Source organism: Amycolatopsis sp. cmx-8-4 (assembly GCF_046548675.1).
Taxonomy (GTDB): Bacteria; Actinomycetota; Actinomycetes; order Mycobacteriales; family Pseudonocardiaceae; genus Amycolatopsis.
Genome location: NZ_JAEBDZ010000039.1, coordinates 22,884 through 43,203 on the forward strand (window position 1 = coordinate 22,884; position 20,320 = coordinate 43,203).

The window sequence follows — 20,320 nt, forward strand, 5'->3', positions numbered from 1 at the left end:
GGCCTGCGCCCTACGTCGCGGAGGTTGCGCGCCCGGGCTGTGAACCCGACGTTTCGGTCGGGTGCGAAACCTCTTCGGTCCGGTTGACCCCCTTCGCTCGCCGCTGGCACATTTCGCTTCATCGAGAGCGCGTTCACCCGGCTCGGGCAGACCTTCGTCACTCCCGAGCGGGTTGGCGGCGGGGGAGGATCGCGGCCAGGTCGACGGTGCCGTTGGTGATCGCGGTGGCGAGGTCGGTCAGGCGCAGGTGCCGTGCGCGGGCGTAGGACCGCAGTTGCGTGAACGCCTCGTCCATCGAGAGCCCGCCGCGCTGGGCGAGTACTCCTTTGGCCTGCTCGATCACGATGCGGCTGTGGAGCGCGGTCTGCAACTGGCCGGCGACCTCGTTGCGCTGCTCGATGGTGCGGTGCTGCAGGATTCCGATGGTCGCGACGTCGGCCAGTGCCTGTCCGAGTTCGATGTCGTCGCGCTGCGGGTCACCGGGATCGACGCCGAGGAACGTCAGGACGCCGATGACCCGGTCGCGCAGGCGCATCGGGACGGCGTGCACCGCGCGGAATCCGCACTCGCGGGCCGCGGCGGTGAACCGCGGCCACTGCTCGGTCTCGGTGCGCAGGTCGGCGCAGGAGACCGGGGCGCCGCCGCGAACGCAGTCGATGCACGGCCCGTCGTCGGTCTCGACCGCGAACAGCTCCAGCAGTTCGGCGCGCTCGGAGGAGGTCGCGGCCACGCGCAGCCCGCCGTCGGGGTCGAGCAGGATCACGCTCGCCGCGGACACGCCGAGCAGGTCGACGCACTGCTCGGCGAGCATGGAGAGGAAGTCGGAGACGTCGAAGTCGGCGACGAGGGTGTCGGCGAGCCGGACGAACGTCCGCGAGACCGACCTTTCCCGGTCGCGCACGACCTCGCCGTGGGGTTCGGGTTCGTCTGTCATGCTCGGCCCCTGACCGTTCAGTGGTGACTTGTGCCGGCGAGGAATGCGGTGATCGGCTGCCACCAGGAGCTGCCGGGGCGGCGGCCGAAGGCGTCCTGACGACGCTGTTCCCGGGTGCGGTGGGGAGGTGTCGGGGCCAGCAGGTCGACGGCCCATCGATCCGCCCACCCGGATGACCGGGCGGGATGGTTCTCGGAGGTGGCACGATCGGTCATGGCTGACCCCGGCATTCCCACAGGGCCGCTGGGGTCTGGAGCGGCGACTCAGACGTACTCGGTCTCAAGTGGTTCGGTGACCGGCCTGCCGCGGTTTGGCCGGATCCGGTGACAACTTCACGAGATTACACTGCCGGCCGAGCCCCGGAGTGGAAGCCCGTGACATTTGCTCCGGGCCGGTCCACCGCACGGCCGATCAGCCGGCGGTCTCCACGGCCCGCGAACATCCGGGAGCGTACCTGCCGCACCGGCCTGTGACCTCGGGAAACAATGACGGTGAACCTGCGTTGTACGAGGTGATGACTCCGCCACGCCCGTCCACCACCCTCCGGTTCTGCCTGCTCGGCGACTCCCTGGCCGCCGGGGTCGGCAGTACCCGCCCGGAGGACACGCTCGGCCACCGGCTCGCCCGGCGGTTGCGGGCCGCGGGCCACCTCGTGACCCTTCGGAACTTCGCCGTGCCCGGCGCCCGCTCGACGGATCTGCAGCGCCAAGCCGGCGCCGCGCTCGGCGAAGGAGCCGACCTGGCGCTGATCGTGATCGGCGCCAACGACCTCGCCGGCTTCGTGCCACCCGCCGTCGGCGCGCGGCAGCTGCACGACGCGGTCTCCCGGCTGGTCCGCGCCGGTACGCGCGTTCTCGTCGTACCGGCACCGGACCTGGGCATCGTCTCGCGCGTGCCGGCGGCCTACCGCGCGCTGGTCTCCGCGGCGAGCGAGCACTACGCGCGGGCCCAAACCGAGGCCGCCGTCCGCGCGGGTGGTTCCGTCGCCGCCGCGGGCCCCGAACTCGCGGCGCGGTTCACGGCCGATCCCGCGCTGTTCTCGGCCGACCGGTTCCACCCGTCGTCGGCCGGGTACGCCGTGATCGCCGACGCCCTCGCGCCCCACGTGCTGACCGTCGTAGCCAGCCCCGCCGCCTAGATGATTGATTCCGTGAAGATCATGTGAGCTGACCCGGTTCAGGACGTGAGAGGAGGGTGTCCAAGATCAATGTGTGAGCAAAGAACTAGACACCCTCCTGACAGCACTCTACGTGCTCGTGGATGACCATGTGGTCCCACCTCGGGTCGGTCGTGGCCGCCGACCCGAGTTGACTGACAGTGAACTGATCTGTCTTGCGGTGGCCCAGGTGCTGCTGCGCTTCGACAGTGAACGCCGCTGGATCCGCCACCTTCACAGTGAGTCGAAGTGGCGCGCCTGGTTCCCCCGCCTGCCGGGACAGTCCGGCTACAACAAACGGCTCAGGGCGGCGTACCCGTTGGCGCGCAAAACGATCATTGCTCTGGCCGCGTGCTGCCCATCCTGGTTCGACGACCTGTGGATCACCGACGCGACCCCGGTGCCGTGCGGCATGTCGAAGGAAACGGTGAAACGTTCCGAGCTGGCAGGACACGCCAATTACGGATACTGTGCGTCACATTCCCGGTGGTACTGGGGCCTGAAGCTGTACCTGGTCTGCACCGGGGACGGCATGCCGGTCATGTGGTGCCTGGCCGACCCCAAGATCGGGGAACGCGAGGTGCTCGCGGCGTTGCTGGACAACAATCATCACCTGATCCGCAACGGCCAGATCTTGCTGGCGGACAAGGGTTTCTCCGGCCAGGAGTTCGCGGCGCTCGCCGAGACGATGGCGCTGCGTCTGCTGCGTCCGGATCGTAAAGACGAGACCTACCGCAATGGCAACCTCGGCGGAGTCCGGCAGTGGATCGAGTCGGTCAACCAGACTCTCAAAAGCCAGCTCGGTCTCGAACGGCATGCCGGGCGCACCCCGTCGGGGGTGTTCATCCGTGTCGCGCAGCGTCTGCTGGCGATGGCAGCCGGCATCTGGCACAACTGGCAGACCGGTCTGACCAGCAAAAGGTCACTGATCGCCTACGATCACTAACACCAACTTCACGGAATCAATCATCTAGAACGAGCCGAGCCCGGCGTCCGGGAACGGCCTGCCCTGTGTGCCGTCGTAGGTGACGGCATTCTTGGTCAACGACGTCGACCAGCCGACAACACGTGAAGCAGCGACATGCTTACGGGCGCCCGCTGATGGACTTTTGACAGATGTCGGCGTAGGTAGGCGAGTCCTTGACCAGATCGTCGCAGAAGGCGGCGACGTTGTCGCCGATGAGCTCCAGGACTCCCTTGCCGGCCGTGACGCCCTCTTCGAAGAAATCGATGATCCCCGAGAGCAGGGGCCCGTCAGGCAAGTCGATCGGTCCTACCTTGAAGAGGTACCTCTGCATCTCCTTGTAGACGATCCGGTAGTCCGGTGGGAGCGCCTTGACCCGCGCCACGTGCGCCCGCCACTGCTTCTTTCCCTCGATGATGTCCTGAATGCCCACATCAGCCTCCTAGCTGGCCCAATTTCCTTGCGACGTTCCTGTTCAGCTGTTCGCGCCACCGGTCGCGATAGCTCGGGGCTCCTTCTCCGCCGGCCAGTGCCGCGCAGAAACCGTTGATGTCATCTCCCAGCACTTCGTGAATGCCCTGCCCGTCGGCCGCGGTCTCTTCGAGCAGTCCCAGGGCGCCGTCGAGAATCGGCATCAGGTTTCGACCGGTGAAGTCCGAGTAGGGAGAAGATGACCCTTGATTTCCTCCCACGCCGTCCGGTAGTCGGCCGGCAATGTCTCGGCCCGGACCTCGAACGCCTTGTATTCCCGGGTGAGATCGCTGCCGGTAATGGTCTCCCAGAAGTTCATCTCCCGCCTTCCTTGAGCTTGTCGATCCGTGAAGTGATGTACGTCCATTTCGCCCAGAACGTCGCGAGTTTTTCGCGCCCCGCGTCGTTGAGCGCGTAGAACTTGCGCGGCGGGCCCAGTCCGGACGGTCGTTTCGTCACTTGGACGAGCTCGTTCTTCTCCAGCCGCAGCAGGATGGTGTAAACCGTCCCCTCCACGACGTCGGCGAAGCCGAGTTCGTTCAGCCGGCGCGTGATGGCGTACCCGTAGGTCTCCTCGCTGCCGATGATTTCAAGCACGCAGCCCTCAAGCGTGCCCTTCAGCATCTCCGTCAGGTCGTCCATCGTGGGTCCTCTTCGATCCTCCCGGTACTCAGTGGCACTGAATACCACTACACGGTACCACGGAGTAGTAGCGGGGGAGGACGCGTATCGCCCCGATGGGCGGGCGCGTCGAGTAGGCTGATCGCGGCGCGCCGGGAAGTCTGGTCGGCATCCGGATTCGGGATGTGGAGGACCGGCTGATGCGCGGGGTCGAAACCGTACTTTTCCTCGTGGTCGTCGCGACTGTGGTGGCGACGTTCGCCAAGCGGTTGCGGGTGCCCGCGCCGTCCTTGCTGGTCGTCGTCGGGGTCGCGGTCGGGCTGCTGCCCGGCGCGGCGGCCGTGCAGGTGACGCCGGAGATCATCAGCCTGGTCGTGCTGCCCCCGCTGTTGTTCGCCGCGGGGGAGGAGCTGCCGTGGCGGGACCTGCGCGCCGTCGGGCGGCCCGTCGCCGTGCTGTCGGTGGGGCTGGTCCTGCTCTCGGCCGCGGCGGTGATCGGCACGGCCGTCCTCGTGACGCCGTTGCCGGTCGGCATGGCCTTCGTGCTCGGCGCGATCCTGGCCAGCACGGACCCGGTCGCGGTGACGGCGCTGGCGCGGCGGCTCGCCCTGCCGCCGCGGGTGCAGGCGCTGATCCAGGCGGAGAGCCTGTTCAACGACGCGACGAGCCTGCTGCTGTTCCGGGTCGCGCTGTTCCTCGCCGTCGCGGGCGGGGCGGCGTCGTGGGGCCGGACGCTGAGCGAGTTCGCGATCCTCGCCGGCGGCGGCGTGGCGGTCGGCGTGCTGACCGCGCTGGGGGCCTTCCTGATCCGGCGGCGCACCGAAGATCCGGTGCTGGAGACGGTGATCTCGCTGGTCACGCCGTACGCCGGGTACGTCGTCGCGGAGTCCGTCGGCGGGTCGGGGGTGACAGCGGTCGTGGTGGCGAGCGTGATCCTGGGGACCCAGGCCGAACGGCTGACGACCGCGCGGATCCGGCTGCAGGTCGGCGCGGTCTACCAGACCGTCGTGTTCTTGCTGGAGAGCGTCGTGTTCGGACTGATCGGCCTGCAACTGCCGACCCTGGTGCGGCGCTTGGCCGGCACCGGGGCGTGGTGGCTGCTTCAGGCGATCGCCATCGCGGCGACGCTGGTCCTGGCCCGGCTGCTGCTCGTGTTCGTGCTTTCGGCGATCCGGCAGCGCCGCGGCGGTGAACGGCTCTCGTGGCAGGTGCCGGCCGTGGTCTCGTGGGCGGGCGCACGCGGGGTGGTGCCGCTGGCCGCGGCACTGTCGCTGCCGGTGCTCACGCTGGACGGCTCCGCGCTGCCCGCGAGGGACCTGGTGTTGTTGCTGACGACGGCGGTGATCGTGCTGACGCTGGTGGTGCAGGGGTTCACGCTCGCGCCGCTGGTGCGCCGCGCCGGGATCGCGCTGGACCCGGCGGATCTGCGGACCGAGTACGGCACCGCCCGCCGGAAGCTCGCCGAGGCCGGGTTGAACCACCTGGACCACCTGGCCGAGACGGAGTCCGCGCCGGCGTTCGTGGTCGACCAGCTGCGGGCCGGCTGGCAGGCCCGCCTCGACCGCATCGAGGGCGACATCGAAGACGATGCGACGGACTCGGCTCGGTGGATCGACTACCGGACGCTGCGGCGGGAACTGATCGACGTCGAGGCCGCCGAGCTGACCCGGCTGTTCGAGGCGGGGGAGATCACCGACGGCACCCGGCGGCGCGTCCAGCGCCTGCTCGATCTGGAGCAGGCCGGGCTCGAGGACTGAGCGGAGTCACCGTGGCGGCAGTATGCGCCGCGCCGCGGGATCCTCGTCGTGCACGTCGAGCCAGTGCCCGGCGAGCCGCAGCAGCAGGGCCACCAGCACGAATCCGCCGATCAAGGTCAGCGTCCACGTCAGATCACTCATGGAGCCACGATGCGGCCGCGGCGATCGGCCCACCGGGTCCCCAGACGGATCTTTCACGTCGGCAGGGAGGTCGTTGACGGCGTGTTGACCCATCAGGAGCGGTGTTGCGGGGGGTGATGCCGCGGCGGGTGTCGCCGGGCGGCGGGCGGGCGCGCTGGAGGTCTCGGCGGCTGGTCGAGTGCAGCTGCCGGGGCACACTGCTTCATGGTCCGCTGCCCCCCTGTGCTGCTGCCGCACTCGCGACGGCTTTCGTGATCCGGCGCGTCGGCGGCCACCCGTTCACCGTTGCCGGTGAACCTCACGCCGGATGGGCGTGCCGCACGTGGGACCGGGCGTGTGTCACCGCTTCGTCGAGTGTGGTGAAGAGGTGGTTGCCGTGGCTGAGTTTGCCGAGGGCGCCGGTGGCGGTCAGCAGGTGCCGGTGGTGTTGCCGGACGCCCTTGACCAGGACGGTGACACCTCGGCCTTCGAGCTCTTCGATGGTTTCGCCCAGGGCTTTCGCGCCGGTCGCGTCGAGGGTGTGCAGTCCGGACAGCCGCAGGACGACGACGTCGACGTCGTCTGTGGTGCCGGCGAGGTCGGTGAGGACACGTTCGGAGGCGCCCCAGAACATGGCACCCTCGAACCGGAACACCGCGATGTGCTCGTCGCCGGCGGTGGCCGGGCCCTGCAGGGGTTCGCGACGGGCGTGGGCGGCGCCGGCGAGGTGTCGCAGGGCGAAGAAGGCGGCGACGAGCAGGCCGATCTCGACGGCGAGGATGAGATCGGCCGCGATGGTCACGAGCGCGGTCGCGGCGAAAGTGATCGCGCTGGCGCGGCTCGCGCGGACGACTTCGCGGATCGCGGCGAACGGCACCATCCGCAGGCTGGTCACCATGAGCACGCCGGCCAGCACGGCCAGGGGGATCCGGGACACGAGCCCGGTCGCGGCGTAGATCACCGCGAGGATGACCAGCGCGTGGGTGATGGCCGAGAGGCGGGTCCGGGCGCCGGAGCGGACGTTGACCGCCGTGCGGGCGATCGCGCCGGTGGCCGGCATGCCGCCGAAGAGGCCACTGGCGATCGAGGCGAGTCCCTGCCCGACGAGTTCGCGGTCCGGGCGGGTCGGGCCGACCGGTGGCCCGCCGCGGGTCATGGTCGCGGCTACGCGAGCGGAGAGCAGGGATTCGATCGCCGCGAGTGCCGCGACCGCGACGACGGCTCCGGCGAGGTCGCGGACCGTGCCGAGGGCGAAGGACGGCAGCGCGGGGGTCAGCGTGCTCGGCAGGCCGCCGATCCGCGGGACAGGCGCGTGGACGATCTCCGCGGCGACGGTCGTCACGGCGACCGCGACCAACGACGCCGGTATTCCGCGGTGCAGCTTCGGCAGGGCGAGCATGAGTCCCGCGACCAGCGCCACGATGGCTGCCGTCCAGGCGGCGCCGGTTCCGGTCACGGCGTGCGCGATGGCGGTTCCCGCGGCCGGCAGCGGGTTCCGGCCCGGTGACGCGGTCGTGCCGAGGGCCTGGGGGACTTGCTGGAGGAAGATGATGCAGGCGATCCCGAGTGTGAAGCCCTCGACGACCGGCCACGGGAGGTAGCCGACCAGCCGTCCGAGGCGCGCGGTGCCGGCGACGAGCACGACCAGCCCGCCGAGGACCGCGACCATGGCCACCGAGGACGCGCCGTGGACCGCGACGATCGGAGCCAGCACGACGGCCATCGCGCCGGTCGGCCCGGACACCTGGACCGGGGAGCCACCGAAGACCGCGGCCACGATCCCGGCCACGACGGCGGTGACGAGCCCGGCGGCGGGGCCGGCGCCCGAGCTGACCCCGAACGCCAGCGCCAGCGGGAGGGCCACGACGCCGACGGTGACCCCGGCGAGCAGGTCCGCGCGCAGTACCGGAGGACGGAAGTCGTAGTCGTCCCGGCCGGGGAGCAGTTCCCGGGCCGTCGCGAGGACGCTCACACCCGTCGCACGATCGCGTCGAGCACGGCCTGGGGGCTGGCGCCGGGCAGCGGCGGCAGCTCACGGGCGGCGGCCAGCTGGTCCGACCCCGGTTGCAGGCTCGACAGCAGGAACGCCCGCGCCACCACGAGGAGTTCGGCCACCAGCGGCTGCGCGAGCCAGTATTCGACGGCGTTGCCGCTGCGCGTGGAGGTGACGACTCCGGTGCGGCGCAGGACCGCGAGGTGCTGGGACAGCTGGGACGCTTCACAGCCGGTGACCTCGAGCAGCCGGGTCACCGGCGCGCCCTCGGCACCGGCCGCGGCGAGGACCTCCAGGACCTGGATCCGGGTCGGGTGGGCGAGGCATTTGAACAGGTCGGCCTTGATCCGGTAGAGCGGCTCGGTCGTACGGGACCTCACGGGCATGGTTACCTCCTGGATTGATGATTCTATCAATCCATCAAGTCGTGGTCCGGGGAGGTGTCCTCTGCGGGCATCGAGGCTCTACCCCGGACCTCCGGCGCCTTCCCGTTACGCCTTGGTGGCAGTGGTGCTGACCGGGGCGTTACTGCCCGTCATGTCCACGGCGGCGGCAGCGGCGGCGGCCCTCCCGCCTGGCTTCGTGCTGCGGACACCGACACCGGACTCGGTCAGTACCAGCTGACCGACTTCGCCTACCTGCCCGACGGCTCCGTCCTCGCCACGGGCAAGGACGGCCGGGTGCGCTGGCTGTCGGTGACCGGGACGGGCAAGACGATCGCGACGCTGCCGACCCGTTCCGTCAGCGACCTCGGCCTGGTCGGCGTCGCCGTCGCGCCGGACTACGCGACCTCGCACAGCGTGTACCTGATGCGGTCGCTCAACGTCGGCAGCGGCTTCGTTATGCGCCTTTCGCGGTTCACGGTCACCGTGGACGGGGCAGGCGCGCCCACCGCGCTGAGCGGTGAGCAGCCGCTGTTGGAGGTGCCCGGCATCTTCGACGTCCACGGCATCGGCGGCGTCATCGCCGCCGCCGACGGCACACTCTGGATGTCCATCGGCGACAACGGCGACTTCGCGAAGGTGGACCCGGGTGCGCTGCGGTCGCAGGACGTCAACCAGCCCTACGGCAAGATCCTCCACTTCACCCCCGACGGCAACGGGGTGCCGGGGAACCCGTACTACGACGCGGCGAACCCGGCGTCGACCGCGAGCAAGGTGTTCGCGCGCGGGTTCCGCAACCCGTTCCGGTTCACCATCGACCCGAACCTCGGCCTGCCGGTCGCCGGTGACGTCGGCTGGAACAGCTGGGAGGAGGTCGACGTCGTGCAGCGCGGTGCCAACCAGGGCTGGCCGTGCTGGGAAGGGACTCACCCGACGCCGGGGTACAGCGCTCTCGCGGGTTGCGCCGGCGTGGCGAACCAGCCGCCGATCTTCGAATACCAGCACGGCAACGGCGCGATGCAGGGCAACAGCGTCACGGGCGGCATTGTCTACAATGGATCCAGCTACCCGGCCGCCTACCGCGGGTCGTTCTTCTTCGGTGACTACGTCACCAACAAGATCTGGACGATGCGGTACGACGACCAGGGCAAGCTCACGCAGGCTCCGCAGAACCCGCCGGCGTTCACCGGCATCGGCGGCCCGACGAAGTTCGCGGCCGCGGTCAACGGCGACATCGTCTACGCCGACATCCTGTCCGGCAACCTGCGCCGGCTGACGTACTCGGCCGGGAACACCGCGCCGGTGGAGAGCGCGTCGTCGACGACTGACCCGGACACGCGGACGGTGTCCTTCGACGGTTCGGCGTCGGTCGATTACGACAACGATCTGCTGAAGTACGACTGGGACTTCGGTGACGGGGCGGCCGCGGCCGACGCCGGTCCGAAGGTGGCCCACACCTACGCGGCGGGCACCGGGTCGTTCACCGCCAAGCTGACGGTCCGGGATCCGCTGGGAGCCACCGGCACGACGACCCTCGTGGTCGCGCCCGGGAACCACACCCCGCAGCTCACCTTCACCACGCCGGGCGACACCGCGACGTTCGCGGTGGGCCGGCAGGTCAGCCTCACCGGCACCGCGACCGACGTCGAGGACGGCGCCTTGCCGATCACGTGGACGTCCGCGGTGCGGCACTGCCCGAGCGAGGCGACCTGTCACTCGCACCCGGGTGTCGGTGGGACGGGGGCGAGTTGCGGTCTGCCGTTCACCGAGCACCCGGACTCCCGGCAGGAGTTCACCGCGACGGTGACCGACAGTGCCGGGGTGAGCGCGTCGAAGACCTACGTGGCGCGGCCGCGCGAGCATCGGATCACCTTGGTCGGCACGCAGCCCGCCGCCCTGAGCATCCCGGTCGAGGGCGGCGTCAGCACGGCGATGGTCGCCGAGGGAGCCACGTTCGACGTCGAGGCCACTCCGCTGGGCATTGACGGCGTCTCGAAGTTCACCGGCTGGCAGGGCGGCCCGGCGGACACCACGTGGGTCATCACCGTCGGCACGGGTGACATGACGTTGACGGCGAACTACGCCACGCCGATCGACCAGCGCTCCGACGCCGACCCGGCGTTGCGGACGAAACTCGGCGCGCCGACGGCGGCCGAGGTCACCGACGGCACGGTCCACTACCGGACCTACGCCAACGGCCGGCTGTACTGGAGTGCGGTGGGCGGCACGAAGGTCGTCACCGGTCAGGTGCTGACCAAGTACCTGGCCTTCGGCGGCCACAGCGTCCTCGGGCCGCCGACATCCGATACGGCGTCCACTTCGGACGGTGTCGCGCAGTTCGCCCACTTCGTCGACAACGGCAACGTCGGGTCGATCTACTACACGGCCGCGACGGGCGCGCACGCGGTGAAGGGCGAGATCCGCAAGCGCTGGGCGGCGCTCGGGTGGGAGAACTCCTACCTGCACCACCCGAAGACCGACGAGTACGTGGTGAACGGGGTGTACCGCAGTGACTTCCAGGGCGGGTACATCACGTTCACCCTCGCCGGCGGGGCGGTCGACCGCCCCTGGTGACCGGGCGGGGCGGGCCGTCTCCGGACCTTCCGGAGCCGGCCCGCCGCACCGCACCGGGCAGCCGCGACCGGGCGGTGTGAAGGTCGCGGCGATCATGACCTCGGGTGCAGCGCGGTTCACCCGGGGCGATGTCGCCGAGATCGTGCAGCCCGGTGAAGCCGCCACAGCGCCGGGTTTGTTGTGCCTGAAGGATGCCGGCCGGGAGCCGTGCCGGGTGCACCAGGTGTGCAGGGTGGCGAACCGAGTTGTCCGGGTCGAACGTCCGGCACAGCCGCTCGTTGATCGGCGTGACTCCGACGTCCGGCCTGATCAGAACGTCGGCATGGCGTCCCGCGGAGGGGTGTCCACGGATTGTCGACGGGGTTTGGGACGGTGGCCGGCACGGGGATCGGGGCTGTGGGGCGGCCCGTCCGGACCAGCGAGCGGGGAGACTGTCGGATGTATGGGGTAGTGCGTTCTGAGGCGGCCGGGCCGCCGGGAGTCCGGGTCGTCGTCATCTCCGGCGTCCAGATCTACCTGCAGGGCCTGGTGCACCTGCTCCGAGCCGAGGAGGGGTTCGAGGTGGCGGGAACGGCCTCGGGGGTCGAGTCCGCCGTGCCACTGCTCCGGCAGGCACGCGTGGACGTCGTGCTGCTCGACATGACCGGTGACATGGCGGGCGAACGCGGTCTCGACGCGCTGCATCGGCTCGCGGGCAGCACGCCGGTGCCGCTCGTCGTCCTCGGCATCCCGGACCGCGCGGCCGAAGTGGTGGCTTGTGTTGAGGCGGGGATCGCGGGCTACGTGACCAACGAGAATTCGTTCGCCGACTTGACGGGCACGCTCCGGTCGGCGACCAGGGGCGAGTTCGCCTGGCAGGCCCCGGTCGCCGCGAGGCTGGTGGTGCGGCTGGCCGCGTTCGCCCGGGAGCGCCGGACGTCGCCGGTGCCCCAGCTGACCGGCCGCGAGCTGGAGATCACCTCGATCGACTGGCGAGTGATCAACGGCGCGACGCCGGCCTCCGCCCAGCCGCTGGACGTCAAGCAGGTACTGCCCTACGCGGACCTTCACCTGAAGGCCGATGTCGTGCTGGACAAGGCGGCTTACGGCACGGGGGACCGGATGGTCCTGACCGTCCGGATCGGCCCCAGCCGGGGCCGTCGGCGTGGCCGGTCTCCTCGCCGACCGCGTCGACGCGCTCCCGATGCGGATCCACGGCGAGCCGTTCAGGCGGTCGCGCGCCGGAGGACCAGCCACGCCGCGCCGCCGAGCGCCAGTGCGAACACCACGGGGTAGGCGGTGAAGAGGGCCAGCGACGGCTGGCCGCTGAGGAAACCACCGATCGAGGGCCACCAGCGCTGTGCTGTCACCAGCGCCTTGGCCCCGGCCAACAGCAAGGCAGCGGCGAAGACCGTCAGGTAGATCCCGTTCTGCCGCCAGCGCTGGAACACCACGCCGGCCACCACCGCGATCGCGGACACCGCGATCAGCGGTCCACTGTAGACAAGCCACCGCGTGAGCGGGTCGCCGTGACCGAACACGTCCAGCCCGAAGATTCGCGCGTGCCGGCCCCAGCCGCCGGTCAGCCGCTCGACGGCGTCGAAGGCCGTCAGTCCGAGCCCGAGGAGCAGGGCCTGTCCGAGGACGACCAGGGCGGTGGCCGCGGCGAACGTCCGGCGGGTGACGCCGAGCCCCAGCGTGAAGGGGAAGATCTGCGTCATCGTCTGCAGGTGCGCGGGGGCGATCAGGCCCCACATCGCCGGCAGCAGGTAGATCTCGTGGGCGGCGGCCGCGGTTTCGCCGTTGGAGATGTCGATGCCCCAGCCCAGCAGTGGCATCGCGGCGAGCAGGATCAGTGGGTAGGCGAGCAGGGTGGGCCAGTGGACGAGCTGGATCCGGGCGACGTCGAGCACGCGGGTCATCGGGATTCCTTTCCGGCGGCGACCGGCCCGCCGTGGCGCTGGGTGGTGCGGACGACCAGCTGCTGCAGCGAAACCGGCTCGAAGTCCAGTCCGGGTTCGGGCCGGGCGGGGGCGCCGGTGAGGGTGACGCGCAGGGCACCGCCGATCCGCTCGCGGTGCAGCTCCTCGTATCCGGCGGCGAAACGCTCGACGGCGTCGGCGGGCCCGGTGACCGCGACAGCCTCGCCCCGCAGTGACTCCGCGTCGGCGTCGATGAGCACCTGGCCGCGGTCGAGCAGGACGACGTGTTCGATCAGGTCGCTGACCTCGTCGATCAGGTGCGTGGAGAGCACGATCGTGCGCGGGTGTTCGGCGTAGTCGGCGAGCAGCCGGTCGTAGAACAGCTGGCGCGCGACGGCGTCGAGGCCGAGGTAGGGCTCGTCGAACAACGTCAGCGGGGCCCGTGCGGCCAGCCCGATGATCACCCCGACCGCCGAGAGCTGGCCACGCGAGAGCTTGCCGAGCAGCCGGCCGGCCGGGACGGCGAAGTCCGCCAGCAGCGCCGTGGCGAAGGAGCCGTCCCAGTTCGGGTAGAACAGCCGCGCGGCCAGCAGCGCGTGCTTCACCCGGAACTTCTCCGGGTAGCGCTGGCTTTCCTTGACGAAGCAGACCCGCGACAGCACGTCGGCGTTCTCGTACGGGTGCTGCCCGAAGACCTCCACCGTGCCGCTCGTTTCGAAGTCCTGCCCGGTGAGGATCCGCATCAGCGTGGTCTTGCCGGCGCCGTTGCGGCCCAGCAGGCCGTTGATCGTGTTCTCCGCCAGCTCCACGCTCACTCCGTCGAGTGCGGCGAGCGGGCCGTAGCGCTTGCTCACCCCGGTTGTGCGCACCACGTTCATCGCTGCGGCTCCCAGACGTCGATCAGCTTCTTGATGTCCTCGGCATCCATGCCGAGCTTGCTCGCCTCCGTCATCAGCGGGGCGAGGAACTGCTGCGTGAAGTCCTGGCGCCGCCGCTGAAGCAGCTGCGTGCGGGCGTCGGTGGCGACGAACATGCCGATGCCTCGTCTCTTGTAGAGGATCCCGTCGGCGACGAGCTGGTTGATGCCCTTGCCCGCGGTCGCCGGGTTGATCCGGTGGAAGGCCGCGAGCTCGTTGGTGGAGGGCACCTGCGTGTCCGCGGTCAGGCTCCCGTCGACGATCGCGTTCTCGATCTGCTCGGCGACTTGAAGGAACAGTGGCCGTCCGTCGTCCTTCACGCCGACCACCGCGTGTCGCGGTTCGTCGGTTCATTACTCATGTAACTAACCATGGAGGCTCGGACTGGGTCTTGTCAAGCCGGTGCGAGCAGCTCGGCCGCGAACCGCCACGCCGGCGACGGCCTCCCGCCCCGTTGCCGGCCAGTGCCACGACTCGTGATCCTGGTTCGGAAACCCGGCCCGGAGTCACCGCTGCCGCTCCGGCGTCGCGGTACGATCCGGAAGGACAGCGCCGGAGCGCCCAGACCTCGCCTCGCGACGATCGATCGCCGATGACGGCCGCATCTGTCCACATGCCGCGCGCACGTCTTCACAGCGGTTGAGGGTCAGGAGCGGTCGGCTGGGTCAGGAGCCCGATCGTGAAACGCAGGATTCCCGATCTTCGCCGTCCACCGGCGGAACCCGTCCGGCCGGAACTCCCGGCGCCACGCCGGCACCGGCCGCTGACCGTGTCGACGGAGCGCTGTGGACGGTCTCTGGTGCTCGTCGTGGCCGGTGACATCGACCTGCACACCGCCCCGGCCGTGCGGCTGGCGCTCGAACTCGCGTTGGGCCAGGGCCCGTCGCGGCTGGTGGTCGACCTGTCCCTGGTCCGGTTCCTCAACTCCGTGGGGCTGGAAGTCCTGCTGGCCGCGCACCACCGGGCCGCACCGCGCACCGATCTGCGGGTCGTGGCCGCCACCCGCGCGGTCTGGCGCCCGCTGCGGATCACCCGGCTGCACGAGCAGCTGACCATCCACGCCTCGCGGGCCGAGGCGATCGCCGCACCCGGGCGACGCGGGGACGGCGACTGACGTCAGCCATCCGGATCTCCCCGACGACCCGGTTCCGCGATCACCCACCAGCAGAAGGCGAGACCGCCGATGTTCACCATGACCGAATCGGCCACCGAAGCGATCACCCAGCTCACCGCGGCCCAGCACGTCCAAGCCGACGGCGGCCTGCGCCTGACCCTCGGCGGTCGCCCCGGGGAGGGCGCCGAGCTGACGGTCGAGGTCGCCGCGCACCCGATGGCCGGCGATCGTGTCATCGGGTGCGCGAACACCCAGGTGTTCCTCGGCCGGGAGACCCGGGTCCACCTCGCCGACAAGGTGCTCGACGTCCGCAAGGACATCGACGGGCACTACACGTTCCTGATCACGACCCCGAACTGACGTCGCGGGCCAGGGTGACGCGCCGGCTGTGCGTCCTCACGGTTCGGCGGGCCCCAAGGCGGTGGTCGGGACGAAGCCGTCGGGACGAGGCTCCTTCAGTTCGATGAACACCGAGTGCGTCGGGGTGTCACCCACGTTCTCGCCTGAATGTTCCTGTTCGTCGAGCCACCGGACGGCGCCTGCCGGCAGATCGACGCCGACTTCCCGGCCGCCGGCGTGGATCCGGCGGCGGAACGAGCTGAGTGTGACCATCACGCTGTCCGGGTGCCGGTGCGGCGCGGTCCGGTCGCCGGGCCCGTCGAGGTACTCGAGCACCCGGACCCGTTCGTTTTCGAAGGCGACTCGATACAGCTCGGGGTTCGTTTCCACAGGGTCATCGGCCACGAATGCCTCCTTATGGCACTGAAGTACCATGATGGCATGGCGGTACCATACGAGTCCACCGGCCGTCGGCGGCAGAAGGGCCGGACCCGGGCCGCGCTGGTGGCGGCCGCGCACGAGTTGCTCGCGGCGGGGGAGTCGCCGGCCGTCGAGGACGCCGCCGCGATCGCGGGCATCTCGCGGACCACGGCGTACCGCTACTTCCCGAACCAGCGCGCCCTGCTGCTCGCCGCCTATCCGGAAATCGAGGACGGCGTCGGGTTGCTGCCGGCCGACGCGCCGGCCGACGCGGAGCCGCGCCTCGATCTGGTCATGCGGTCGTTCCTGGATTTCGTGGTGCGCTGGGAGCCGCAGCTTCGGGCGCAGCTGCGGCTGTCCCTGGAGCCGGGAGCGGCGCAGCCGATCCTGCGTGGCGGCCGGGCGATCCGCTGGATCGAGGAGGCGCTGGCGCCGCTGGCCGGGACCCATCCGCACGTCGACGTCCGCGAAACCGCAGTCGCGATCCGGTCCGCGACCGGCATCGAGTCGCTGGTGTGGCTGACCGACATCGGCGGGCTCGACCGCGAACGCGCCGCCGAGGTGCTGGCCGGTTCCGCGCGAGCGATCCTTCGCGCGGCGCTCGAGCCCACGGACTGAAGGGCATCGCGCAAGCGTGACGTGCCCGAGGGGAACGCGGCCGGAGCGGGTCGGTGCCATGGTCGGTGGATACCGGTCTTGCGATGACCGGCTGTCAGTCTCGCCGGTCCGGTGGTGGCACGGCGATGTCCGCGGCCTCCCGGGCCGTCCAGACGCGGCGCAGGTGTTCGACCAGGCCTTCCAGCCGAGTGCGCTCGGCTTGGGTGATGCCGCGCAGTTCCTCGATCGCCGCGTCGGTGACGCGGGTGAAGTCGGCCTGCGCCGCTGCTACGGCCGCGTGCGCGGCAGCACGTCTGTCGTGGTCGTCGGTCTGGCCGGCGACCCTGGCGGCGCCGCGGGCCGCCGAGAGTCGTCGGGCCGCGGCGTCCTGGGCGGCGAGCAGGCTTCGACAGCGAGCCTCGGCGACGACCTTCTCGGCGGAACTGATCGCGATCTGCTGCGCGAGCGTGCGCTGCTCCGCGTGGGCGGCTTCAACCAGGCGATCTGCCGCACTGGTGCTCGTTTCCTGGTCCCGCTCGGGATCTTTGCCGATCGGTACGGCCGGCATCGCCACCTCCTGATCGTGTGCGGACCCGACGTCCCGGGTCGACGGCGGTACCCGCCGGTGGGTCAGGCGCCGAGCCGGTTGTAGATGCGCCCGGCCAGTGACGCGGCCAGCTGGTTCATCGCGCCCAGCGGGTCGAGCTGGGCGAACTGCCCGAGCAGCTCCGCCGCCGCGTAGGCCTCGGCCTCCGACAGCACGGCCGCGCACCGCTCCCGCCGGCCCCGCTCCAGCAACCGCGTCAAGGCTTCGGCGTATTCGGCCATGTCACGCACTCCGACCAGGCCGTATCGCTCGTCCAGCGGGCTCTGCTGCGTGATGTCGTCGCTCATGGCCCTGCGTGCTCCTCGTCACCCGTTCGACTGTCTTCAGAAAATCTATGCCGCCCGGAGTAGACATTCAACGACCGACGTGTGTAGTGTTCTGCTCATACCGAGAGAGACAACGTCAAGCAGGCGCGGGAGATGACGTAACTACCCGCGAGGTGAGACAAGACGGTCAGGCAGCACGGAGCCGATCAAGGGAACAAGGTTTCGGCTGGTGACCGGGAGCAGTGCTCCAGGACCGGGTCGTGAAGAAGGTTCGACCGAGCAGTACCGGTCCGGAGTGGACGTGGAGGACGCGGGCAGAGGATGTGTGCCCGTGAAGCTGAGTATGTACAGCAGTTGCGGTATCGCTAGGTGAAGTTCAGCAAGATCAGCAGTGTCAGTAGTAGTTGTTGTGTGCATGTGCAGTGGCAGGACATGTCAGGTGGCCGGGGCCGATCAGTGAACGGGGCTCCGGGCAGTGACCAGCGGCGTCAGCGTGCTGGGACCGATCAGTGGAAGGGTTCCGGCAGTGATGTCCGCAGCAAGCGAAGTAGCAGTGGCAGTAACTGGTAAGTGGAAAACACAGGAGAGAAGGGAACGGGAGCATCATTGGATCGCCCGCAGCGGCCAGGTAGTGCCGCGCGGGTGCCGCAGTTCCATCGAGTTCGGAGGTGGTGCTCGGTCACGAGTAAGCGATCCCCGCACGATCCGGCTTTCGGTCGGATGCGGGTGCAGGACGCCGGCGGTCGCGCCGGTTGACAATGGTGAAGATCCCTACCCTTGAGGACCCCGGGTGCCGCGGTGGCACCCGGGGTCCTCTGTGACGTGGAGGCGGAATGATCCCTGATCAGCAAGGCCCGGTCACGCCCAGCGGGGCCGGCAAGTTCGATGACGAGCAGTACCCCGGTTACACGATGGGCCGGGCCGCCGACATGCTCGGCACCACCCAGGGTTTCCTGCGCAGTCTCGACGAAGCCGGTCTGATCATTCCGCAACGTTCGGCGGGTGGGCATCGCCGCTACTCCCGGCATCAGTTGCGGTTGGCCGCGCGGGTGCGGGAGCTGGTTGATGGGGGTACCGCCATCGACGCCGCCTGCCGCATCATCACCCTCGAAGACCAGTTGCACGAGGCGCAGCGGCGCACCACCGAAATCCGCACCGGAGACTGAACTCGACTCGGCACGCGGCTCCGGCGCCGCGTGCCGATGTGTGCGGCCGGAGCCACCCCCTTTCGGGGCCATGGCACGTACGCCCGGCCCCGGGCGCTCTACTGGTTGCCATCGCACTTGATGACCCCGCACTTCACCGTGCCTGCCGGCAAGCCGGCTCGGGCGACGAGCTCGGTTGGCGATGGTGTCGATGCGACCGTCCACTACCAACGAGCCGATGGCTCGGCCGGGAAGATGCTCGACTCGGCCGGGTAGCCGTCGAGCGACATCGACGTGTCCAGTCCGGCGGTAGGGTCGCGAGTGTGATCATCCCGGACGGAGTGGACGTCGTTTTCCCGGACACGGCGGCGGCGATCGACGCGCAGCGGGCCGCGCTGGTCGGGCACCGCGAGGGTGGCGAGCGGACCGTCCTGCTGATCGCCGACGTCGAGGCGGGCGTGCGTGAACTCCTCTTGCCCGACCCGGGCTTGTTCGACCGGGCGGCGTTGCTGGTGGGTGGCGGTGAACTGGTCGTCGCGATGAACCACGACCGGGTGGTGCGGGTGGGGACGGACCTCGAAGAGCTGCCGGTCGATCCGGGTCCGGACGTGCCCGCTCCGGCGCCGCCGGTGGTGGCCGGGGGGACCGCGCACAGCGCCGATGGCCGGGCGTGGCCGGTGCGTCAGCAGTTCGACCACGATGAGCCGCGCTACCTGCGGGACCTGGTCGTCGAGAAGGGGTCCGCGGCCTACGGTGATTTGCTCAGCCTGGTGGCGGCGGACTTCCCGGCCGCCGGCCAGGAGGACCCGGACCAGCTGCCCGACCTCGGCGATGTGTGGACCGACGGCGACGAGCGCCTGGTGTTCGTCGTGGGGCGCGGGTGGTGGGCGCGCCGCAAGCACGGCGTGGGCTTCTACGGCTGTTACCGGCTGGGGCCGGACGGCCGGGTCATCGACCGGATCTGGGAGGAAACGGGGTTGCACGAGCGGTCCGGCAAGCACGGCGTGGACGGGCGCTTCACCCACGGCGGCGAGTACGTGATCCTCACCCCGGTCTTCAAGTCCGGTGGCCGTCAGCGCGTGCTGTGCGTGGCCGACGGCTCCGTGCGGACCGTCGGGCTTCCCGCCACCACGCACCTGTTCGATCACGTCGCCGGGTTCTGGTGGGCCCGCACGGAAACGGAAGTCGTGCGCTACCCGGACGACGAAGTCCTTTGACCACGACCTGTGCGGCCGCGGGTCACAGACGTCGCTGACGCCGACGAGCGGCATCGGGAGGCCGGACCAGGTCCGAGGTGTGGCTGAACAGGTCGGGTGGCTGCGTGGCTCAGGGAGTGGTGGCTGTCATGGAGTGGATGGCGTTGTCGATCTCCAGGTCGATCAGCCGCTGGGTCTCGATGGCGCGGTTGTCGAACATCCCGGTGAGCTCGAGGCTGACGATCCCGTGTACCCGGGTCCAGATCAGGATGGCGGCGGTGGCGGCGCGGGGCGCGGTGTCCGGCCGCTCCTGTGAGCGTGCCCAGTGCCGCAGTTGCCCGTCGAGGGTGCGGTCGCCGGTGGTGCTGTCGGCCGGCGCCGGGTTCTGGACGGCGGCCAGCAGGTCGATGAGCAAGGCCATGGCGTGGTCGAGCGGGGTCTGCCCGGGCGTTTGGCCGGGTGTGCTGTCGGCGCGCTCGGCGAAGAGCATTCCGTAGCGTCGTCGGTGGCGCAGGGCCCAATCGCGGTAGGCGGCGACCAGGAGCCGCACTCGCGTGCGTGGTGCTCGCCTGGCGCCCTCGGCGGCTTGGCTCATCGCGGTGGCGAGCTGCTGGTAGGACAAGGTGACCAGGTGCGCGATCAGCGCGTCTCGTGAGGGGAAGTAGCGGTAGACCGCCGGTGCGGACATCGCCATGCTGCGGGCGAGGGCCGCGATGGACAGCGCGTGTACGCCCTCGGCGTCGATGATCGCGAACGACGAGTCCTCGATCTCCTGGAACGTCTGGGCCCGGAGCCGTTCACGCCGGTTCATCGCCGGCGGTTGGTCGGTCATCGTCGCATCGTAA

The 20,320-nt window shown here is 70.1% G+C and carries 24 protein-coding genes and 1 pseudogene; 10 read left to right on the forward strand and 15 right to left on the reverse strand.

The features are described from left to right. Positions 1-157: 157 nt before the first annotated feature. Positions 158-934, reverse strand: a complete 777-nt coding sequence (locus ACLJQZ_RS43205) for an ANTAR domain-containing protein (protein WP_410626949.1) — start codon at positions 932-934, stop codon at positions 158-160. 514 nt (positions 935-1,448) lie between these two features. On the opposite strand from ACLJQZ_RS43205, the gene ACLJQZ_RS43210 reads away from it, so the two are divergent. Continuing rightward, positions 1,449-2,072, forward strand: a complete 624-nt coding sequence (locus ACLJQZ_RS43210) for an SGNH/GDSL hydrolase family protein (RefSeq protein WP_410626951.1) — start codon at positions 1,449-1,451, stop codon at positions 2,070-2,072. Between the two features lie 73 nt (positions 2,073-2,145). Then, positions 2,146-3,036 (forward strand): IS982 family transposase, encoded by an 891-nt coding sequence (locus ACLJQZ_RS43215; protein ID WP_410626953.1) that lies wholly within the window; start codon positions 2,146-2,148, stop codon positions 3,034-3,036. Between the two features lie 139 nt (positions 3,037-3,175). Here ACLJQZ_RS43215 and ACLJQZ_RS43220 read toward each other — a convergent pair whose 3' ends face one another. Genes ACLJQZ_RS43220 through ACLJQZ_RS43235 form a run of 4 tightly spaced genes read right to left on the reverse strand, consistent with a single transcriptional unit; the run spans position 3,176 to position 4,167 of the window. Further along, a complete protein-coding gene (locus tag ACLJQZ_RS43220; protein ID WP_410626955.1) occupies positions 3,176-3,487 on the reverse strand; it encodes a DUF1048 domain-containing protein in 312 nt (103 codons plus the stop codon). A 1-nt stretch (position 3,488) separates the two neighbouring features. Continuing rightward, positions 3,489-3,689, reverse strand: coding sequence for a DUF1048 domain-containing protein (locus tag ACLJQZ_RS43225; RefSeq protein ID WP_410626956.1), 201 nt, complete (start codon positions 3,687-3,689; stop codon positions 3,489-3,491). After that, complete coding sequence (locus ACLJQZ_RS43230) at positions 3,689-3,844, reverse strand: DUF1048 domain-containing protein (protein ID WP_410626957.1); 156 nt, start codon at positions 3,842-3,844, stop codon at positions 3,689-3,691. The genes ACLJQZ_RS43225 and ACLJQZ_RS43230 overlap by 1 nt, the downstream gene beginning before the upstream one ends. After that, complete coding sequence (locus tag ACLJQZ_RS43235; RefSeq protein WP_410626959.1) at positions 3,841-4,167, reverse strand: PadR family transcriptional regulator; 327 nt, start codon at positions 4,165-4,167, stop codon at positions 3,841-3,843. The genes ACLJQZ_RS43230 and ACLJQZ_RS43235 overlap by 4 nt, the downstream gene beginning before the upstream one ends. Before the next feature lie 179 nt (positions 4,168-4,346). On the opposite strand from ACLJQZ_RS43235, the gene ACLJQZ_RS43240 reads away from it, so the two are divergent. Then, complete coding sequence (locus ACLJQZ_RS43240) at positions 4,347-5,903, forward strand: Na+/H+ antiporter (RefSeq protein WP_410626960.1); 1,557 nt, start codon at positions 4,347-4,349, stop codon at positions 5,901-5,903. Positions 5,904-5,909: 6 nt separating this feature from the next. Here the strand turns inward: ACLJQZ_RS43240 and ACLJQZ_RS43245 are convergent, their stop codons facing one another. The 3 genes from ACLJQZ_RS43245 to ACLJQZ_RS43255 form a co-directional block, all read right to left on the reverse strand. Continuing rightward, positions 5,910-6,044, reverse strand: a complete 135-nt coding sequence (locus ACLJQZ_RS43245) for a hypothetical protein (protein WP_410626962.1) — start codon at positions 6,042-6,044, stop codon at positions 5,910-5,912. Between the two features lie 298 nt (positions 6,045-6,342). Beyond that, complete coding sequence (locus ACLJQZ_RS43250; protein ID WP_410626963.1) at positions 6,343-7,995, reverse strand: SulP family inorganic anion transporter; 1,653 nt, start codon at positions 7,993-7,995, stop codon at positions 6,343-6,345. Further along, positions 7,992-8,402, reverse strand: coding sequence for an ArsR/SmtB family transcription factor (locus tag ACLJQZ_RS43255; protein WP_410626965.1), 411 nt, complete (start codon positions 8,400-8,402; stop codon positions 7,992-7,994). Before ACLJQZ_RS43255 ends, ACLJQZ_RS43250 begins: the two co-directional genes overlap by 4 nt. 151 nt (positions 8,403-8,553) lie before the next feature. On the opposite strand from ACLJQZ_RS43255, the pseudogene ACLJQZ_RS43260 reads away from it, so the two are divergent. After that, positions 8,554-10,973, forward strand: a pseudogene (locus tag ACLJQZ_RS43260) (PQQ-dependent sugar dehydrogenase). A 450-nt stretch (positions 10,974-11,423) separates the two neighbouring features. Next, positions 11,424-12,248 (forward strand): response regulator transcription factor, encoded by an 825-nt coding sequence (locus tag ACLJQZ_RS43265; RefSeq protein WP_410626966.1) that lies wholly within the window; start codon positions 11,424-11,426, stop codon positions 12,246-12,248. On the opposite strand, the gene ACLJQZ_RS43270 is transcribed toward ACLJQZ_RS43265, so the two are convergent. The 3 genes from ACLJQZ_RS43270 to ACLJQZ_RS43280 are packed head-to-tail and all read right to left on the reverse strand — an operon-like array spanning position 12,179 to position 14,120. After that, positions 12,179-12,874, reverse strand: a complete 696-nt coding sequence (locus ACLJQZ_RS43270) for a hypothetical protein (protein WP_410626968.1) — start codon at positions 12,872-12,874, stop codon at positions 12,179-12,181. The two genes, ACLJQZ_RS43265 and ACLJQZ_RS43270, sit on opposite strands and share 70 nt — an antisense overlap. Beyond that, positions 12,871-13,752: an ATP-binding cassette domain-containing protein gene (locus ACLJQZ_RS43275; protein ID WP_410626970.1), complete on the reverse strand. Its 882-nt coding sequence runs from the start codon at positions 13,750-13,752 to the stop codon at positions 12,871-12,873. The genes ACLJQZ_RS43270 and ACLJQZ_RS43275 overlap by 4 nt, the downstream gene beginning before the upstream one ends. Next, positions 13,749-14,120: a GntR family transcriptional regulator gene (locus ACLJQZ_RS43280; RefSeq protein WP_410626972.1), complete on the reverse strand. Its 372-nt coding sequence runs from the start codon at positions 14,118-14,120 to the stop codon at positions 13,749-13,751. The genes ACLJQZ_RS43275 and ACLJQZ_RS43280 overlap by 4 nt, the downstream gene beginning before the upstream one ends. 350 nt (positions 14,121-14,470) lie before the next feature. Between ACLJQZ_RS43280 and ACLJQZ_RS43285 the strand changes: the two genes are divergently transcribed. After that, the gene (locus ACLJQZ_RS43285; RefSeq protein WP_410626974.1) at positions 14,471-14,905 is read left to right on the forward strand and encodes an STAS domain-containing protein; all 435 of its coding nucleotides are present in this window, start codon (positions 14,471-14,473) and stop codon (positions 14,903-14,905) included. A 78-nt stretch (positions 14,906-14,983) separates the two neighbouring features. Next, the gene (locus ACLJQZ_RS43290; RefSeq protein WP_410626976.1) at positions 14,984-15,265 is read left to right on the forward strand and encodes an iron-sulfur cluster biosynthesis protein; all 282 of its coding nucleotides are present in this window, start codon (positions 14,984-14,986) and stop codon (positions 15,263-15,265) included. 36 nt (positions 15,266-15,301) lie between these two features. On the opposite strand, the gene ACLJQZ_RS43295 is transcribed toward ACLJQZ_RS43290, so the two are convergent. After that, entirely contained in the window at positions 15,302-15,649 is a 348-nt protein-coding gene (locus ACLJQZ_RS43295; protein WP_410626978.1) for a cytoplasmic protein, read from the reverse strand. Between the two features lie 36 nt (positions 15,650-15,685). Here ACLJQZ_RS43295 and ACLJQZ_RS43300 point away from each other — a divergent pair, with 36 nt between their 5' ends. Continuing rightward, positions 15,686-16,282, forward strand: coding sequence for a TetR/AcrR family transcriptional regulator (locus ACLJQZ_RS43300; RefSeq protein ID WP_410626980.1), 597 nt, complete (start codon positions 15,686-15,688; stop codon positions 16,280-16,282). A gap of 94 nt (positions 16,283-16,376) precedes the next feature. Here the strand turns inward: ACLJQZ_RS43300 and ACLJQZ_RS43305 are convergent, their stop codons facing one another. Together ACLJQZ_RS43305 and ACLJQZ_RS43310 are read right to left on the reverse strand one after the other, a co-directional pair. Then, entirely contained in the window at positions 16,377-16,829 is a 453-nt protein-coding gene (locus tag ACLJQZ_RS43305; RefSeq protein ID WP_410626981.1) for a hypothetical protein, read from the reverse strand. A gap of 62 nt (positions 16,830-16,891) precedes the next feature. Then, positions 16,892-17,155: a hypothetical protein gene (locus tag ACLJQZ_RS43310; RefSeq protein WP_410626983.1), complete on the reverse strand. Its 264-nt coding sequence runs from the start codon at positions 17,153-17,155 to the stop codon at positions 16,892-16,894. A gap of 812 nt (positions 17,156-17,967) precedes the next feature. On the opposite strand from ACLJQZ_RS43310, the gene ACLJQZ_RS43315 reads away from it, so the two are divergent. Both ACLJQZ_RS43315 and ACLJQZ_RS43320 read left to right on the forward strand, forming a co-directional pair. After that, on the forward strand, positions 17,968-18,300 hold the full coding sequence (locus tag ACLJQZ_RS43315; RefSeq protein ID WP_410626984.1) for a MerR family transcriptional regulator: 333 nt from the start codon (positions 17,968-17,970) through the stop codon (positions 18,298-18,300). A 302-nt stretch (positions 18,301-18,602) separates the two neighbouring features. After that, positions 18,603-19,496: a hypothetical protein gene (locus ACLJQZ_RS43320; RefSeq protein ID WP_410626986.1), complete on the forward strand. Its 894-nt coding sequence runs from the start codon at positions 18,603-18,605 to the stop codon at positions 19,494-19,496. A gap of 109 nt (positions 19,497-19,605) precedes the next feature. Here ACLJQZ_RS43320 and ACLJQZ_RS43325 read toward each other — a convergent pair whose 3' ends face one another. Continuing rightward, the gene (locus ACLJQZ_RS43325) at positions 19,606-20,307 is read right to left on the reverse strand and encodes a TetR/AcrR family transcriptional regulator (RefSeq protein WP_410626987.1); all 702 of its coding nucleotides are present in this window, start codon (positions 20,305-20,307) and stop codon (positions 19,606-19,608) included. Between the last annotated feature and the right edge of the window lie 13 nt (positions 20,308-20,320).